Annotated in this window: 25 protein-coding genes; 24 read left to right on the top strand and 1 reads right to left on the bottom strand. The window is 62.3% G+C overall.

Annotated features, from left to right (window positions below):
* The first annotated feature begins 4 nt into the window (after positions 1-4).
* Entirely contained in the window at positions 5-130 is a 126-nt protein-coding gene (locus tag ASPU41_RS23675; protein ID WP_269450067.1) for a hypothetical protein, read from the top strand.
* 53 nt (positions 131-183) lie between these two features.
* On the opposite strand, the gene ASPU41_RS00875 is transcribed toward ASPU41_RS23675, so the two are convergent.
* Positions 184-1,611: a GH1 family beta-glucosidase gene (locus ASPU41_RS00875; RefSeq protein WP_069949301.1), complete on the bottom strand. Its 1,428-nt coding sequence runs from the start codon at positions 1,609-1,611 to the stop codon at positions 184-186.
* Positions 1,612-2,074: 463 nt separating this feature from the next.
* Here ASPU41_RS00875 and rpsJ point away from each other — a divergent pair, with 463 nt between their 5' ends.
* From rpsJ to map, 23 genes are all read left to right on the top strand, one after another.
* A complete protein-coding gene (gene rpsJ / locus ASPU41_RS00870) occupies positions 2,075-2,383 on the top strand; it encodes a 30S ribosomal protein S10 (protein ID WP_024366135.1) in 309 nt (102 codons plus the stop codon).
* 17 nt (positions 2,384-2,400) lie between these two features.
* Entirely contained in the window at positions 2,401-3,051 is a 651-nt protein-coding gene (gene rplC / locus ASPU41_RS00865) for a 50S ribosomal protein L3 (protein WP_069949300.1), read from the top strand.
* Positions 3,052-3,055: 4 nt separating this feature from the next.
* Positions 3,056-3,679: a 50S ribosomal protein L4 gene (gene rplD / locus ASPU41_RS00860; protein ID WP_056425230.1), complete on the top strand. Its 624-nt coding sequence runs from the start codon at positions 3,056-3,058 to the stop codon at positions 3,677-3,679.
* Complete coding sequence (gene rplW, locus ASPU41_RS00855) at positions 3,676-3,981, top strand: 50S ribosomal protein L23 (protein WP_056425233.1); 306 nt, start codon at positions 3,676-3,678, stop codon at positions 3,979-3,981. The genes rplD and rplW overlap by 4 nt, the downstream gene beginning before the upstream one ends.
* Positions 3,982-4,010: 29 nt before the next feature.
* Complete coding sequence (gene rplB, locus ASPU41_RS00850; protein WP_069949299.1) at positions 4,011-4,850, top strand: 50S ribosomal protein L2; 840 nt, start codon at positions 4,011-4,013, stop codon at positions 4,848-4,850.
* A gap of 12 nt (positions 4,851-4,862) precedes the next feature.
* Positions 4,863-5,144: a 30S ribosomal protein S19 gene (rpsS, locus tag ASPU41_RS00845; RefSeq protein WP_018773666.1), complete on the top strand. Its 282-nt coding sequence runs from the start codon at positions 4,863-4,865 to the stop codon at positions 5,142-5,144.
* Positions 5,145-5,182: 38 nt separating this feature from the next.
* Positions 5,183-5,548, top strand: a complete 366-nt coding sequence (gene rplV, locus ASPU41_RS00840; RefSeq protein ID WP_069949298.1) for a 50S ribosomal protein L22 — start codon at positions 5,183-5,185, stop codon at positions 5,546-5,548.
* The gene (gene rpsC / locus ASPU41_RS00835) at positions 5,549-6,388 is read left to right on the top strand and encodes a 30S ribosomal protein S3 (protein ID WP_069949297.1); all 840 of its coding nucleotides are present in this window, start codon (positions 5,549-5,551) and stop codon (positions 6,386-6,388) included.
* On the top strand, positions 6,389-6,805 hold the full coding sequence (gene rplP / locus ASPU41_RS00830; protein WP_069949296.1) for a 50S ribosomal protein L16: 417 nt from the start codon (positions 6,389-6,391) through the stop codon (positions 6,803-6,805).
* 2 nt (positions 6,806-6,807) lie between these two features.
* The gene (gene rpmC / locus ASPU41_RS23670) at positions 6,808-7,137 is read left to right on the top strand and encodes a 50S ribosomal protein L29 (protein WP_069949295.1); all 330 of its coding nucleotides are present in this window, start codon (positions 6,808-6,810) and stop codon (positions 7,135-7,137) included.
* Positions 7,134-7,442 carry a 30S ribosomal protein S17 gene (rpsQ, locus tag ASPU41_RS00820; protein ID WP_083266289.1) on the top strand — a complete coding sequence of 103 codons (309 nt, stop codon included), beginning with the start codon at positions 7,134-7,136 and terminating at the stop codon, positions 7,440-7,442. The genes rpmC and rpsQ overlap by 4 nt, the downstream gene beginning before the upstream one ends.
* Before the next feature lie 486 nt (positions 7,443-7,928).
* Entirely contained in the window at positions 7,929-8,297 is a 369-nt protein-coding gene (gene rplN / locus ASPU41_RS00815; RefSeq protein ID WP_003803789.1) for a 50S ribosomal protein L14, read from the top strand.
* Positions 8,298-8,300: 3 nt separating this feature from the next.
* On the top strand, positions 8,301-8,660 hold the full coding sequence (rplX, locus tag ASPU41_RS00810; protein ID WP_069949294.1) for a 50S ribosomal protein L24: 360 nt from the start codon (positions 8,301-8,303) through the stop codon (positions 8,658-8,660).
* Positions 8,660-9,241: a 50S ribosomal protein L5 gene (rplE, locus tag ASPU41_RS00805; RefSeq protein WP_069949293.1), complete on the top strand. Its 582-nt coding sequence runs from the start codon at positions 8,660-8,662 to the stop codon at positions 9,239-9,241. The genes rplX and rplE overlap by 1 nt, the downstream gene beginning before the upstream one ends.
* A gap of 95 nt (positions 9,242-9,336) precedes the next feature.
* Positions 9,337-9,735 carry a 30S ribosomal protein S8 gene (rpsH, locus tag ASPU41_RS00800; RefSeq protein WP_056425243.1) on the top strand — a complete coding sequence of 133 codons (399 nt, stop codon included), beginning with the start codon at positions 9,337-9,339 and terminating at the stop codon, positions 9,733-9,735.
* Positions 9,736-9,753: 18 nt separating this feature from the next.
* Positions 9,754-10,290 carry a 50S ribosomal protein L6 gene (rplF, locus tag ASPU41_RS00795; protein WP_069949292.1) on the top strand — a complete coding sequence of 179 codons (537 nt, stop codon included), beginning with the start codon at positions 9,754-9,756 and terminating at the stop codon, positions 10,288-10,290.
* Between the two features lie 2 nt (positions 10,291-10,292).
* A complete protein-coding gene (gene rplR, locus ASPU41_RS00790) occupies positions 10,293-10,676 on the top strand; it encodes a 50S ribosomal protein L18 (RefSeq protein ID WP_069949291.1) in 384 nt (127 codons plus the stop codon).
* A 26-nt stretch (positions 10,677-10,702) separates the two neighbouring features.
* Complete coding sequence (gene rpsE, locus ASPU41_RS00785; protein WP_197515722.1) at positions 10,703-11,389, top strand: 30S ribosomal protein S5; 687 nt, start codon at positions 10,703-10,705, stop codon at positions 11,387-11,389.
* A gap of 3 nt (positions 11,390-11,392) precedes the next feature.
* Positions 11,393-11,599 carry a 50S ribosomal protein L30 gene (gene rpmD / locus ASPU41_RS00780; RefSeq protein ID WP_069949289.1) on the top strand — a complete coding sequence of 69 codons (207 nt, stop codon included), beginning with the start codon at positions 11,393-11,395 and terminating at the stop codon, positions 11,597-11,599.
* A complete protein-coding gene (gene rplO / locus ASPU41_RS00775; protein ID WP_011692793.1) occupies positions 11,600-12,094 on the top strand; it encodes a 50S ribosomal protein L15 in 495 nt (164 codons plus the stop codon). It begins immediately after the preceding gene.
* A gap of 187 nt (positions 12,095-12,281) precedes the next feature.
* The gene (secY, locus tag ASPU41_RS00770; protein WP_069949288.1) at positions 12,282-13,592 is read left to right on the top strand and encodes a preprotein translocase subunit SecY; all 1,311 of its coding nucleotides are present in this window, start codon (positions 12,282-12,284) and stop codon (positions 13,590-13,592) included.
* Between the two features lie 5 nt (positions 13,593-13,597).
* Positions 13,598-14,167, top strand: coding sequence for an adenylate kinase (locus ASPU41_RS00765; protein ID WP_197515809.1), 570 nt, complete (start codon positions 13,598-13,600; stop codon positions 14,165-14,167).
* A gap of 104 nt (positions 14,168-14,271) precedes the next feature.
* Positions 14,272-15,099: a type I methionyl aminopeptidase gene (gene map / locus ASPU41_RS00760; RefSeq protein WP_069949286.1), complete on the top strand. Its 828-nt coding sequence runs from the start codon at positions 14,272-14,274 to the stop codon at positions 15,097-15,099.
* The last annotated feature ends 136 nt before the right edge of the window (positions 15,100-15,235 follow it).

The raw sequence follows: 15,235 nt of genomic DNA, 5'->3' as shown, positions 1-15,235 counted from the left end.
CACAGTGAGCTGGTTAATTTTCCTGTTGGTGGCCGTTGCCGTCGTCGCCGGTGTTTTTTGGGCCAAGAAGCACTTCCGTGACGAGATTGACCGGGCGAAGCGCATCAACCGGGCGAACCGGGAGAAATAGCCGGACGCCCACGCCGGCCTCCGGACCCGGCCAGGGTTCGAGCACCCGCAGGCTCAGGCCTTCCGCGCCCGGCTGAGCGCCTGGTACCAGTAGTACGAATCCTTGGGCGTGCGTGTCTGGGTGTCGAAATCCACATGGACCAGACCGAAGCGCTGGGAGTAGCCGGCCGCCCATTCGAAGTTGTCCATCAGGGTCCAGACGTAGTAGCCCAGCAGTTCGACATCCTCGGCGATGCCGCCGGGCGCCGTGGCGTCCAGGGCATGGCCCAGATGGGATGCGATGTAGCTGATCCGTTCCGTATCAGCGATGGGCCCGGACACGTGGTCGGGCTCGGGGAAGCTGGCCCCGCTCTCGGTGATGTACAGCGGAGGCAGCGCTCCGGCGTACCTGTCCTTCAGCTCGCGGAGCAGCGGTCCGAGGTGGTCCGGTGCCACCGGCCAGCCGAAACCGGTGGTCGCGTACTCCGGGAATGCTGCCATGTGGAACGGCATCTTCAGCATCGCGTCCGCGGTGCCGACGGGGCTTTCGCCCGGGCCGGCTCCGGTCGCGACCTTCACGGGGTAGTAGTAGTTCAGCCCGTAGAAGTCGAGGGGCTGGTGGATGTTCCGCAGGTCGGCGTCCGAAATCCGGCCCAGCGAGCGGAACCAGGGCTTCGCGATCAGTGGCACCTTCGGATACCGGCCCAGGAGGATGGGGTCCGCATAGACACGGTTCAGGACGAGGTCGAAGATGTTGGCCAGGAACCGGTCCGTCACCGAGCGGGAGGCGGGCCGTACCGGGGAATGCAGGTTGGTGACGCCGACGGCGCCGGTGACCCCCTCCGCACGCAGCGCCTGCACGGCAAGGCCGTGGCCCAGGAGCTGGTGGTGGACCGAGGGCAGGGCATCGAAGAGCAGGTCGTGGCCCGGGGCATGGACGCCCAGCGCATAGCCGTTGAGCGTCACCGACACCGGTTCGTTCAGCGTCACCCACTGGGCCACGCGGTCTCCGAAGCGCCGGGCGGCCGCCGCGCTGTAGGCGGCGAAGCGTTCCGCCGTGGAACGGTTCAACCAGCCGCCGCGGTGCTCCAGCGGCAGGGGGGTGTCCCAGTGGTACAGGGTGGCCATCGGTGAGATGCCGGCCTCGAGCAGCTGGTCTATGAGCCGGTCGTAGAAATCGAGTCCCTCGCTGTTGAACGGCCCGGTGCCGTCAGGCTGGATCCGCGGCCAGGAGATGGAGAAGCGGTAGGAGTCGATGCCGAGCGCGCGCATGAGTTCGATGTCTTCGGGCGTGCGGTTGTAGTGGTCGCAGGCGACGGCGGGGGAGTGGCCGTCCCGGATGCTGCCGGGTTTCTCGACAAAGGCGTCCCAGCCGGAGGGGCCGCGGCCGCCGGCCGCGAGGGAGCCCTCGATCTGGAACGCGGCGGAGGCAACCCCCAGCTGGAAATCCGGGCTCAGGCGCGCTGCAAGGGCCTGAACTGCTACAGCGTCCTGCACAGTCATGTCCCTATCATCCCCACGCCGCCGGCAGAAGGCAATGAGCGGAACGGGCCGTCCCGCCGTCGTCCGTGCCGTGCATGGTGACCTGGCCGGGCGGGCAGTGGCGGCGGCGCGGCCCCACATGGCCGCTGATTCGCTTCTGCCCGTTTATTCCGGCATACTAGATGAGTTGTTCAAGCGCTCCTTCGCGTCCCGATCCGGATAATGCCGGGTGTCAGGGTCCAAGTAGGAGACCAAACATAACCCACTCCCCATGGAACTGCGGACGAGTACGCGTTGAAAAGCGCGACACGCCCGACCGCGGGGGTCGGTTACGCCGACAGGTTGAGGAACCCGGAATTTTCCGGATTCAGCTTGTGCGGCGGGTGGTAGTTACGACTTCAATTGCTTCGGCAGCCACATGCAACACGCAAGTAAACAGAGCAGCCCTCACTGGAGCAGCACTAACGAAAGAGAGTCAGGCGACATGGCGGGACAAAAAATCCGCATCCGGCTGAAGTCATACGACCACGAGGTTATTGACTCTTCAGCACGGAAGATCGTTGAGACGGTCACGCGCGCAGGCGCCACGGTAGTTGGCCCTGTGCCGCTGCCGACGGAGAAGAACATCTACTGCGTCATCCGCTCTCCGCACAAGTACAAGGACAGCCGTGAGCACTTCGAAATGCGTACTCACAAGCGTCTTATCGACATCATCGACCCCACGCCGAAGGCTGTTGATTCGCTTATGCGTCTCGACCTGCCGGCCGACGTGAACATCGAAATCAAGCTGTAGGGAGGTGCTGAGAGACTATGACCGCAACCCGTAACGTAAAGGGCCTGCTGGGCACGAAGCTCGGCATGACCCAGGTCTGGGACGAGAACAACAAGCTCATCCCCGTCACTGTGGTCCAGGCTGACTCGAACGTCATCACGCAGCTGCGCAATGCAGCCACTGATGGCTATGTCGCCGTTCAGATCGGCTACGGCCAGATCGATCCCCGCAAGGTCACCAAGCCGCTGGCTGGTCACTTTGAAAAGGCAGGCGTCACGCCTCGCCGCCACGTCGTCGAACTGCGCACTGCAGATGCTGACTCTTACGAGCTGGGCCAGGAGCTCTCCGTAGAGCTCTTCGAAGCCGGCCAGAAGATCGACGTCGTTGGCACCACCAAGGGTAAGGGCTTCGCCGGTGTTATGAAGCGTCACGGCTTCCACGGCGTTGGAGCTTCCCACGGTGCTCACAAGAACCACCGTAAGCCCGGTTCAATCGGTGGCGCATCCACCCCGAGCCGCGTCTTCAAGGGCATGAAAATGGCCGGCCGCATGGGCGCCGTTCGTCACACCACGCTGAACCTCACGGTCCACGCGGTTGACGTCGAGAAGTCGCTGCTCCTGATCAAGGGCGCCGTCCCCGGCGCCCGCGGCCAGGTCGTACTCGTACGCACCGCCGTGAAGGGAGCCTAGTTCAATGACTAGCACTGTCAAGGTTGACCTGCCTGCAGAGATCTTCGACGTACAGACCAACGTGCCGCTGCTGCACCAGGTCGTCGTTGCCCAGCTCGCTGCTGCTCGCCAGGGAACCCACAAGACCAAGACCCGCGCCGAAGTTTCCGGTGCAGGTCGCAAGCCGTTCAAGCAGAAGGGCACCGGCCGCGCCCGTCAGGGTTCAATCCGTGCTCCTCACATGACCGGTGGTGGCGTTGTCCACGGCCCCACGCCGCGTGACTACAGCCAGCGCACCCCCAAGAAGATGATTGCTGCTGCACTGCGCGGCGCTCTCTCTGACCGCGCCCGTAACGGCCGCATCCACGTTGTTGCTGAACTGGTAGCCGGCACCAAGCCGTCCTCCAGCGCCGCACTGGCAACTCTGCGGGGTGTCTCCGAGCGGAAGAACCTGCTCGTCGTCATCGAGCGCGCCAACGATGTTGCTGCACTTTCCGTGCGCAACCTCACTGATGTTCACGTTCTGTACGCAGACCAGCTGAACACCTACGACGTTCTCGTCTCCGATGACGTTGTCTTCACCAAGGCTGCCTACGAAGCATTCGTTGCTGACCGGGCAGTGGCAAAGAACCAGGAGGATGCCAAGTGAGTGCAGCCACCCTCAAGGACCCGCGCGACGTCGTGCTTGCACCCGTCGTTTCGGAAAAGAGCTACGGCCTGATCGATGAGGGAAAGTACACCTTCCTGGTGGACCCCCGCTCGAACAAGACCGAGATCAAGCTGGCCGTGGAGAAAATCTTCTCCGTCAAGGTCGACTCGATCAACACCATCAACCGTGCCGGTAAGCGCAAGCGGACCAAATTCGGATGGGGTACCCGCAAGAACACCAAGCGTGCAATTGTGAGCCTCAAAGAAGGCACGATCGACATCTTCGGCGGTCCGCTCTCGTAGCGGAGACCACTTTAACGAGGAAATAAATTATGGGAATCCGTAAATATAAGCCGACTACCCCGGGCCGTCGCGGCTCGAGCGTAGCGGACTTCACTGAAATCACGCGGTCGACGCCGGAAAAGTCGTTGGTACGTCCCCTCCCGAAAAAGGGTGGCCGTAACAACACCGGTAAGATCACGACCCGTCACAAGGGTGGTGGCCACAAGCGCCAGTACCGTCTAATCGACTTCCGTCGCCACGACAAAGACGGCGTCAACGCCCGCGTTGCCGAAATCGAGTACGATCCGAACCGCACGGCTCGCATCGCCCTCCTCCACTACATTGATGGCACCAAGCGGTACATCATTGCCCCGAACAAGCTGTCCCAGGGTGACACCGTAGAGGCAGGTGCCGACGCTGATATCAAGCCCGGCAACAACCTTCCGCTGCGCAACATCCCGGTCGGTACCGTTATCCACGCAGTTGAACTGCGTCCGGGTGGCGGCGCCAAGATGGGCCGCTCCGCCGGCGCATCGATCCAGCTCGTTGCTAAGGAAGGCCGCTTCGCCCAGCTGCGTCTGCCTTCCGGCGAAATCCGCAACGTTGACGTGCGCTGCCGCGCAACCGTCGGCGAGGTCGGCAACGCCGAGCAGTCGAACATCAACTGGGGTAAGGCCGGCCGTATGCGCTGGAAGGGCGTTCGCCCGACCGTCCGTGGTGTCGCCATGAACCCGGTCGATCACCCCCACGGTGGTGGCGAGGGTAAGACGTCCGGTGGACGTCACCCCGTCAACCCGAACGGTAAGCGCGAAGGCCGCACCCGCCGTCCCAACAAAGAGAGCGACAAGCTTATTGTTCGTCGCCGTCGTACTGGCAAGAACAAGCGATAGGAGCCTGGACACATGCCACGCAGCCTGAAAAAAGGTCCTTTCGTTGACCAGCACCTCTTTGTAAAGGTAGCCAGGGAAAACGAAAAGGGCACCAAGAACGTCATCAAGACCTGGTCCCGCCGCTCGATGATCGTCCCCGACATGCTCGGCCACACGATCGCCGTACACGACGGACGCAAGCACATCCCCGTGTTTGTCACTGAGTCGATGGTCGGGCACAAGCTCGGCGAATTCGCTCCCACGCGGACATTCCGCGGCCATGTCAAGGACGACCGTAAGGGCAAGCGCCGCTAGGCGCCTGCACTTACGTCAAAGACGAGAGAAGGAAAGCAATGGAAGCCAAGGCAATTGCGCGTCACATCCGCGTAACGCCTATGAAGGCCCGGCGCGTCGTCAACCTTGTTCGTGGTAAGCAAGCGAATGAGGCTCTGGCAATTCTGAAGTTTGCCCCGCAGGCAGCTTCAGAGCCGGTATTCAAGGTAGTTCAGTCGGCAATCTCCAACGCCCGGGTCCTCGCGGACCGCGACGGCGTGGCGTTTGACGAAGGTGACCTCATCATCAGCGAAATGTATGTTGATGAAGGCCCGACCATGAAGCGGTTCCAGCCGCGAGCCCAGGGTCGTGCATTTCAGATCAAGAAGCGCACGAGCCACATCACCGTGGTAGTTGCTACCCCGGAGAAAGAGGAGGCTCGCTAAGTGGGACAGAAAGTTAACCCGCACGGGTTCCGACTCGGCATCACCACCGATCACGTATCGCACTGGTTTGCTGACAGCACCAAGGCCGGCCAGCGGTACAAGGACTTCGTTCGCGAAGACATCCGCATCCGCCAGCTCATGTCCACGGGCATGGAGCGCGCCGGTATCGCCAAGGTTGAAATCGAGCGCACCCGCGACCGTGTCCGTGTGGATATCCACACGGCACGTCCGGGCATCGTTATCGGCCGCCGCGGCGCAGAGGCAGACCGCATCCGCGGCGAGCTCGAAAAGCTCACCGGCAAGCAGGTCCAGCTGAACATCCTCGAGGTCAAGAACCCCGAGATGGAAGCACAGCTTGTTGCCCAGGGCGTTGCTGAGCAGCTGACTTCCCGCGTGGCTTTCCGCCGTGCGATGAAGAAGGCCATGCAGTCCGCGCAGCGCGCCGGTGCCAAGGGCATCCGGATCGCTTGCTCGGGTCGACTGGGCGGCGCAGAAATGTCCCGCTCGGAGTTCTACCGCGAAGGCCGTGTGCCCCTGCACACCCTCCGCGCGAACATCGACTACGGCTTCTACGAGGCCAAGACCACCTTCGGCCGCATCGGCGTGAAGGTCTGGATCTACAAGGGTGACGTCACCGCCAAGGAACTGGCTCAGCAGGCAGCTGCTGCTCCGTCCCGCGGCCGTGGTGCCAGCGACCGCCCGGGCCGCCCGGGTGGCGCTGACCGTGGTGACCGCCGTCGTCGTCCCGACCGCCCGGCCGAGGCTGCAGCACCCGCTGCTGCCGAAGCTCCGGCAGTTGAGGCAGCTACCGCACCGGCAGTTGAAGGAGGACAGGCTTAAATGCTTATCCCACGTCGAGTCAAGCACCGTAAGCAGCACCACCCGGGTCGTACCGGCGCTGCAACGGGCGGCACGAAGGTCTCCTTCGGTGAATGGGGTATCCAGGCTCTGAGCCCGGCATACGTCACGAACCGTCAGATCGAGTCTGCCCGTATCGCGATGACCCGCCACATCAAGCGTGGCGGAAAGGTCTGGATCAACATCTACCCGGACCGTCCGCTGACGAAGAAGCCTGCCGAAACCCGCATGGGTTCCGGTAAGGGTTCTCCGGAATGGTGGGTCTCAAACGTCAAGCCGGGCCGGGTTCTCTTTGAGATCTCCGGTGTCGATGAAGCAACTGCCCGCGAGGCACTTCGCTTGGCGATCCACAAGCTCCCGTTGAAGGCACGCATTCTGCGTCGCGAAGGTGGTGAATAGAAATGTCAGTAGGATCCAAGGAACTTGCATCCGCACAGCTGGACGGTTTCGACAACGAGCGACTCGTTGAGGAACTCCGTAAGGCCAAGGAAGAGCTGTTCAACCTGCGTTTCCAGTCCGCCACCGGTCAGCTGGAGAACCACGGTCGTCTGCGCGCGGTAAAGAAGGACATCGCACGCATCTACACCGTTCTCCGTGAGCGCGAACTGGGCATTCGTGCCGAGGTTGCCGCACCGGTTGTGGAAGCCAAGGAAGAAAAGAAGTCCAAGAAGGCTGCAACCAAGAAGGCCGACAAGGCTGAAACGGTTGAGACCGAGGAGGACGCCAAGTGAGTGAAAAGGACGAGAACGTGACGGAAACTGTTTCCGGCGCAGCTGCGGCTGCCGAGCGCGGTGACCGTAAGACGAAGCGCGGCTACGTGGTCTCGGACAAGATGGAAAAGACCATCGTTGTCCAGGTCGAGGACCGTGTGAAGCACGCCCTCTATGGCAAGGTCCTTCGCCGCAACACGAAGATCAAGGCTCACGACGAAGAGAACAGCGCCGGCATCGGCGACCTCGTTCTCCTCGCCGAGACCCGCCCGCTCTCCGCTACCAAGCGGTGGCGTCTGGTGGAGATCCTCGAGAAGGCCAAGTAACACCTGCAGCCTCGCTGTACGAGAAACCCCCGTTCCCTTCTGGGAGCGGGGGTTTCTCCGTTGGCGGGGGAGAGCCGCGGCCGTGCGTCACCCCCAGCAGGCTTTTGCCAGGCGCACGACGGCGGCGGGCCGGGTTTCCGGGGGAGTGCCGCGGCCGGCGGGCCGAAAGCCTGCCGTGCGTGACGCCGTCGTCTGTGGTAAGGGTCGATTCTGCCTGTTGGCCCAAACGTGCTAAGATTTTGAGTTTGTATGGCGCTATCTGTGCGCCGTCATCATCCTCGTAAACAAGCGTGCCACGGCATAGTGCCCCCTTGCGCCCCGATTCGTCGGAATCCGCCTGGGAAGCAAATGTTTTTGGCACGGGAGTTTAGGCCTGGTCTGGCAAAATCCAGGCAGGTCAAGAGACACCCCGATCAACCGTTCCGCAAGGCTCATTCCGTAGGAAGATTTTCGGTCTGAGAACCAGCGCGACGCAAGGAGTAAATAGTGATTCAGCAGGAGTCGCGACTCAAGGTCGCCGACAACACGGGTGCTAAGGAAATCCTTACCATTCGCGTTCTCGGTGGATCTGGCCGTCGCTACGCAGGCATTGGCGACGTAATCGTCGCTACCGTCAAGGACGCAATTCCGGGCGGCAACGTAAAGAAGGGCGACGTCGTCAAGGCTGTCATCGTCCGTACCAAGAAGGAACGCCGCCGTGCGGATGGTTCCTACATCAAGTTTGACGAGAACGCAGCTGTGATCCTGAAGAACGACGGTGACCCCCGCGGTACCCGTATCTTCGGACCGGTTGGTCGTGAACTTCGCGATAAGAAGTTCATGAAGATCGTTTCTCTGGCTCCGGAGGTGCTTTAGTCCATGGCTAAGATCAAAAAGGGTGACCTGGTTCAGGTCATCACTGGCGCCAAGGCTGAGCGCGGCGGCGACAAGGGTAAGCAGGGCAAGGTTCTGCGCGTATTCCCCGAGACCAACCGCTTGTTGGTCGAAGGCATTAACCGCGTAACCAAGCACACCAAGGTCGGTCAGTCGCAGCGCGGCACCAAGACCGGTGGCATCGAAGTCGTCGAGGCTACGATCCACATCTCCAACGTGGCTCTGGTTGACCCGTCCACCAAGAAGCCCACCCGCGTCGGTTTCCGCACCGAGACCGTTGAGCGCGATGGCGTGAAGCGTGAAGTGCGTGTCCGCGTGGCCAAGAGCTCAGGGAAGGACATCTAATGACTGAGACTCTCGAGACTCCGGCAAGCAAGATCGTTCCTCGTCTGAAGACCAAGTACGCGGATTCCATCAAGAGCACGCTCGTTGCGGAATTCAAGTACGAGAACGTCAACCAGGTTCCCCGTCTGGTCAAGGTCGTTGTGAACATGGGTGTTGGAGATGCCGCTAAGGACTCCAAGCTGATCGACGGCGCTGTCCGCGATCTGACCCTGATCACCGGCCAGAAGCCGCAGGTAACCAAAGCCCGCAAGTCGATCGCACAGTTCAAGCTGCGCGAAGGCATGCCGATCGGTGCACACGCAACTCTGCGTGGGGACCGCATGTGGGAATTCCTGGACCGTCTGGTCACGCTGGCGCTGCCGCGTATCCGCGACTTCCGGGGCCTCAGCGGCAAGCAGTTCGACGGCAACGGCAACTACACCTTCGGTCTGACCGAGCAGGTTATGTTCCACGAGATCGACCAGGACTCCATCGACCGCATTCGCGGTATGGACGTCACCGTCGTGACCACTGCCAAGACCGACGACGAAGGCCGCGCGCTGCTCAAGGCGCTTGGCTTCCCGTTCAAGACCGAAGATTAATCTAGCTACGTAAAAGGTCCGTCCGCGCTGGTCCCGAATCCGTTCGGGAAAACCTGCACGGCGGAAACCGTTATGAGGAAGGGCAAGAGCCCACCATGACAATGACAGATCCCGTCGCAGACATGCTTACGCGTCTGCGCAACGCAAACTCGGCATACCACGATTCCGTGTCTATGCCGTACAGCAAGCTCAAGGCACGCGTTGCCGACATCCTGAAGGCCGAAGGTTACATCGCCTCCTGGAAAGAAGAAGACGCTGAGGTTGGCAAGAAGCTGACCCTCGAGCTCAAGTTCGGTCCGAACCGCGAGCGTTCAATCGCTGGCGTTCGTCGTATTTCCAAGCCGGGACTGCGCGTTTACGCAAAGTCCACCAACCTGCCGCACGTGCTCGGTGGCCTGGGTGTCGCAATCCTGTCCACCTCTTCCGGCCTCTTGACTGACAAGCAGGCCGGCAAGAAGGGCGTGGGCGGCGAAGTCCTCGCTTACGTCTGGTAACGGGAAAGGAAGAGAATAATGTCACGTATTGGACGTCTCCCCATCACCGTTCCTGCCGGCGTTGAGGTCAAGGTTGACGGCTCTGTCGTCAATGTCAAGGGTTCCAAAGGCGAGCTGAGCCACACTGTGCCCAGCCCGATCGAGGTTTCCCTGGAAGATGGCACCCTGACTGTCGCCCGCCCGAACGACGAGCGCGCCTCACGTTCGCTGCACGGCCTGACCCGCACCCTGATCGCCAACATGATCCAGGGCGTCACCGCAGGCTACGAGAAGAAGCTTGAAATCGTTGGTACTGGTTACCGCGTTCAGGCACGGGGATCTGACCTGGAGTTCGCTCTTGGCTACAGCCACCCGGTCAACATCACGGCACCGAACGGCATCACCTTTGCAGTAGAGACCCCGACCAAGCTCTCTGTTTCAGGCATCTCCAAGCAGCAGGTCGGCGAGGTTGCTGCCAACATTCGCAAGCTGCGGAAGCCGGACCCCTACAAGGGCAAGGGCATCCGCTACGCAGGCGAAGTCATCCGCCGCAAGGTCGGAAAGGCTGGTAAGTAACCATGGCGATCGCAATTAACAAGAAGCGTACGAACAAGAGCAAGTCTGCCCAGCGCAGCCGTCGCCAGCTTCGTATCCGCAAGCGCATCTCCGGAACGGCTGTACGTCCTCGTCTGGTCGTCAACCGTTCCGCACGCCACGTATTCGTCCAGGTTGTCGATGACACCAAGGGCCTGACCGTAGCGAGCGCCTCCACTTTGGAAGCCGACCTTCGTGCATTCGAAGGTGACAAGACTGCCAAGGCCAAGCGCGTTGGCGAGCTCGTCGCCGAGCGTGCCAAGGCTGCCGGTATCGAAGCTGTTGTCTTCGACCGCGGTGGTAACAAGTACCACGGCCGGATCGCCGCCGTCGCTGACGGCGCACGTGAAGGTGGGCTGTCACTGTGACCGAAAATAACGAAAAGGACATTCAGGTGACTGAAGCTGTAGCTGCTCCGGCAACTGAGACCGCTGCGCCTGCTACCACCGACGCCGCCCGTGGTGGCGCTCGTCGTGGCGAGCGTGGCGACCGCGGCCAGGGCCAGGGCCGTGGAGACCGTGGTGGCCGTGGTGGCCGCGATGGTGGCCGCGAAGCCGAGAAGAGCCAGTTCGTAGAGCGCGTCGTAACCATCAACCGTGTTTCCAAGGTCGTCAAGGGTGGTCGTCGCTTTAGCTTCACCGCCCTCGTCGTCGTCGGTGACGGCAACGGTATGGTCGGCGTTGGCTACGGCAAGGCCAAGGAAGTTCCTGCCGCAATCGCGAAGGGCGTTGAAGAAGCCAAGAAGTCCTTCTTCCGCGTTCCCCGCATCGGCAGCACCATCCCGCACCGCGTCCAGGGTGAGGCCGCCGCAGGCGTCGTCATGCTGCGTCCGGCGTCCGCCGGTACCGGTGTTATCGCCGGCGGTCCGGTCCGTGCAGTACTGGAGTGCGTGGGCATCCACGACATCCTCTCCAAGTCGCTCGGATCTTCCAACGCCATCAACATCGTGCACGCGACCGTTGACGCGCTGAAGCGCCTCGAAGAGCCGGCAGCAGTGGCAGCACGCCGCGGCCTCCCGCTCGACGAGATCGCTCCGCCGGCAATGGTGAAGGCGCTCCTGAACCAGAAGGCAGGTGTCTGAGTCATGGCTAAGAACGTGCTTGTCTCTGACGCAAAGTTGGAGATCACTCAGATCAAGTCGTCCATTGGCGGCAAGCAGAACCAGCGCGACACCCTGCGGTCCCTCGGCCTGAAGCGGATCGGACACACCGTTGTCCGCACCGCCGACGCCGTGACCGTCGGAATGCTCAACACGGTTCCGCACCTGGTAAAGGTAGAGGAGGCGAAGTAAATGGCAGAGAAAAACACCGCCGAAAAGGCACAGGGCGCCGCTGCTGAGAAGCAGAACGCACTGAAGGTTCACCACCTGCGTCCCGCCCCGGGTGCCAAAACCGCCAAGACCCGTGTTGGTCGTGGCGAAGGTTCCAAGGGTAAGACCGCCGGTCGCGGTACCAAGGGTACGAAGGCCCGCTACCAGATCAAGGCTGGCTTTGCCGGCGGCCAGCTGCCGCTGCACATGCGCCTGCCGAAGCTGCGCGGCTTCAAGAACCCGTTCCGGGTTGAGTACCAGGTTGTAAACCTGGACAAGCTCAACGAGCTGTTCCCGGAAGGTGGCGCAGTCACCGTGGAGAACCTGGTCGAAAAGGGTGCCGTTCGCAAGAACCAGCCCGTCAAGGTGCTTGGCACCGGCGACATCACCGTCAAGGTTGACGTCACCGTCCACGCATTCTCGGCCAGCGCCGCAGAAAAGATTGCTGCAGCAGGCGGCAGCACCACCGCCCTCTAACGAGGCGGCGGGGCAGTTGCCCGTTGTGGAAACTCCCGGCACCAGGGGCTCGCGCCCCGGGTGCCGGGAGTTTTTTTTATTTTCTGCGGCCCTGCGATTGTCCGCAGGGCGCGAACACCCGTTAGACTCGGTTGTTGGGTTTATTTGACCTTTCTCACACGACTTTACTTATTACTCAGGAGGACGCTTGCTTAGCGCATTTGGCCGGGCCTTTCGCACGCCTGATCTGCGACGCAAGTTGTTGTTCACGCTGGGAATCATCACAATCTTCCGCTTGGGTGCCTTCATCCCCTCGCCTGGTGTGAACTACCAGAATGTCCAGCAATGCTTGCAGAACGGTCAGACCTCGGGCGGCATCTACCAGCTCGTCAACCTGTTCAGCGGCGGTGCATTGCTTCAGGTGTCCGTCTTCGCCCTGGGCATCATGCCGTACATCACGGCAAGCATCATCGTCCAGCTGCTGCGGGTGGTGATTCCCCGCTTCCAGGAGCTGTATGAGGAAGGCGCCGCCGGCCAGTCGAAGCTGACGCAGTACACGCGTTACCTCACGATCGCCCTGGGCCTGCTGAACGCCACGACCCTGGTGTCGCTGGCGCGTTCCGGCCAGCTGCTGCCGAACTGCCAGCTTCCGATCATCCCGGACGACAGCGTCGTCACCACGATCCTGATTATCATCACGCTGACGGCCGGCACCGGCCTCATCATGTGGATGGGTGAGCTCGTCACCGAAAAGGGTGTCGGCAACGGCATGTCGCTGCTCATCTTCACCTCGATCGTCTCGAGCTTCCCCGGTTCGCTGGGTGCCATCTGGACCTCGCAGGGCCCGGGCACGTTCTTTATGGTCCTGGTCATCGGGCTGCTGACTGTGGCCGCGGTGGTCTTCGTGGAGCAGTCCCAGCGCCGTATCCCGGTGCAGTACGCCAAGCGGATGATCGGCCGCCGCACCGTCGGCGGCACCAGCACGTACATCCCGATCAAGGTGAACATGGCCGGCGTCGTGCCAGTCATCTTCGCGTCCTCGATGCTGTACCTGCCGGGCCTGATCTCCCAGTTCAACCAGCCGGCTCCGGGCGAGCCGATTGCACCCTGGGTTGAGTGGATCAACAACAACCTGACCCGGGGTGACCACCCGATCTACATGGCGCTCTACTTCGCCATGATTGTGTTCTTCACTTACTTCTATGTTGCGATCACTTTCAACCCTGAAGAAGTTTCTGACAACATGAAGAAGTACGGCGGCTTCATTCCGGGTATCCGTGCCGGCAAGCCGACCGCGGACTACCTCCAGTATGTGCTTTCCAGGATCACCCTCCCGGGTGCCTTGTACCTTGGCTTTGTGGCACTGATCCCGCTGGTCGCACTGGTCTTGATCAACGCCAACCAGAACTTCCCGTTCGGTGGCACCTCGATCCTGATCATGGTCGGCGTAGGTTTGGAGACCGTCAAGCAGATTGATGCGCAGCTACAGCAGCGTCACTACGAAGGGCTTTTGCGATGACGAGAATGTTGATTATCGGACCTCCCGGCTCCGGCAAGGGAACGCAGGCGGAGCGCATTTCAGAGCGCCTCGGCGTTATTGCGATCTCCACGGGAGACATCTTCCGCGCCAACGTCAAGGGTGAGACGCCGCTTGGCATCGAAGCCAAGAAGTACATGGACGCGGGCGACTTCGTTCCGGACAGCGTGACCAACAAGATGGTCCGCGACCGCCTCAGCGAGGACGACGTCGAGAACGGCTTCCTGCTGGACGGCTACCCGCGCACCACCGCGCAGGTTGACTACCTCGACGGGATCCTCGCCGACGGCGACGAGAAGCTCGACGTCGTCCTGCAGCTCACGGCCGATGATGAGGAACTCGTCGCCCGCCTGCTGGGCCGGGCACTGGAAACCGGACGCACCGACGACAACGAAGCCGTCATCCGGCACCGGCTCGACCTGTACCACAGCCAGACGGAGGCTGTCGTCGCCAAATATGCCGACCGCGGCATCCTGACCCGGGTCGACGGCATCGGCGGCATCGACGAGGTCACCGACCGCGTTATGCAGGCCATCAAAGAGGCCCAGTCGGCCTGATCGGCCCACGAACTTCGAGGCCCCTCCCGAACGCCGGGAGGGGCCTCAGCCATTTGGCGGTCCGCCTCCCGGGGTGGCGCAGCCTGAACGAAAGGAAGTGGCGGATGGCATTCGGCCAGCCACGCATCGAATACAAGACCAACGCCCAGATGCGTTCCATGCACGCGGCCGGGCTCGTGCTCAGCCGCGCCCTTGACGCTGCCGTGGCGGCTGCCGCCCCGGGAAAGACCACCAAGGACCTTGACGCCGTGTTTGCCGCGGTCCTCAAGGACGCCGGCGCGACGTCGAACTTCCTCGGCTACCACGGCTTCCCCGCCACGGTCTGCACCTCGGTCAATGAGGAAGTGGTGCACGGCATCCCCGGCACCCGTGTCCTGCAGGACGGGGACATCCTCTCGATCGACGGCGGCGCCATCCTGGACGGCTGGCACTCCGACTCCGCCCGCACCGTGATCGTGGGCACCGCTGACCCCGAGGACCAGCGGCTCTCCGATGTCACCGAGGCCGCGATGTGGCACGGGATCGCCGCCCTGGCGACCGGCAAGTTCGTTGGCGACGTCGGCAACGCCGTGGACGATTACGTCTCCTCCGTGCCCGGCAAGCCCCTGGGCATCCTCGAGGACTATGTGGGCCACGGGATTGGCTCCGAGATGCACATGGCCCCGGATGTCCCGAACTACCGCACCAACCACCGCGGACCCAAGATCCGTCCGGGCCTGTGCCTGGCGATCGAACCGATGCTGGTACGCGGAAGCATCGAAACCGCCGTGCTGGACGATGACTGGACGGTCGTGACAACCGACGGCAAGCGCTCCTGCCAGTGGGAGCACTCCGTGGCCGTCCACGAGAAGGGCATCTGGGTCCTGTCCGCGCCCGACGGCGGGGCCGCGAAACTGGCCCCGCTCGGCGTCGTGCCCGTCCCGATCCCCTAAATCCCAGGCCTATAGTGACGCGCAGAACCGCGGGCGGTGCGCTAAACGGCCTGCGCCGCGCGTGAGCGCCTGTGACACGAAGAATCCCTGGCGATGCTGGAATACCAGCGTCGCCAGGGATTCGTCGTAGCGGGGA

Origin of the sequence: Arthrobacter sp. U41 (genome assembly GCF_001750145.1) — a bacterium.
Classification (GTDB): Bacteria; Actinomycetota; Actinomycetes; order Actinomycetales; family Micrococcaceae; genus Arthrobacter.
The sequence above is the reverse complement of the archived record's forward strand: the minus strand, read 5'-3'. Positions and strand labels throughout refer to the sequence as shown.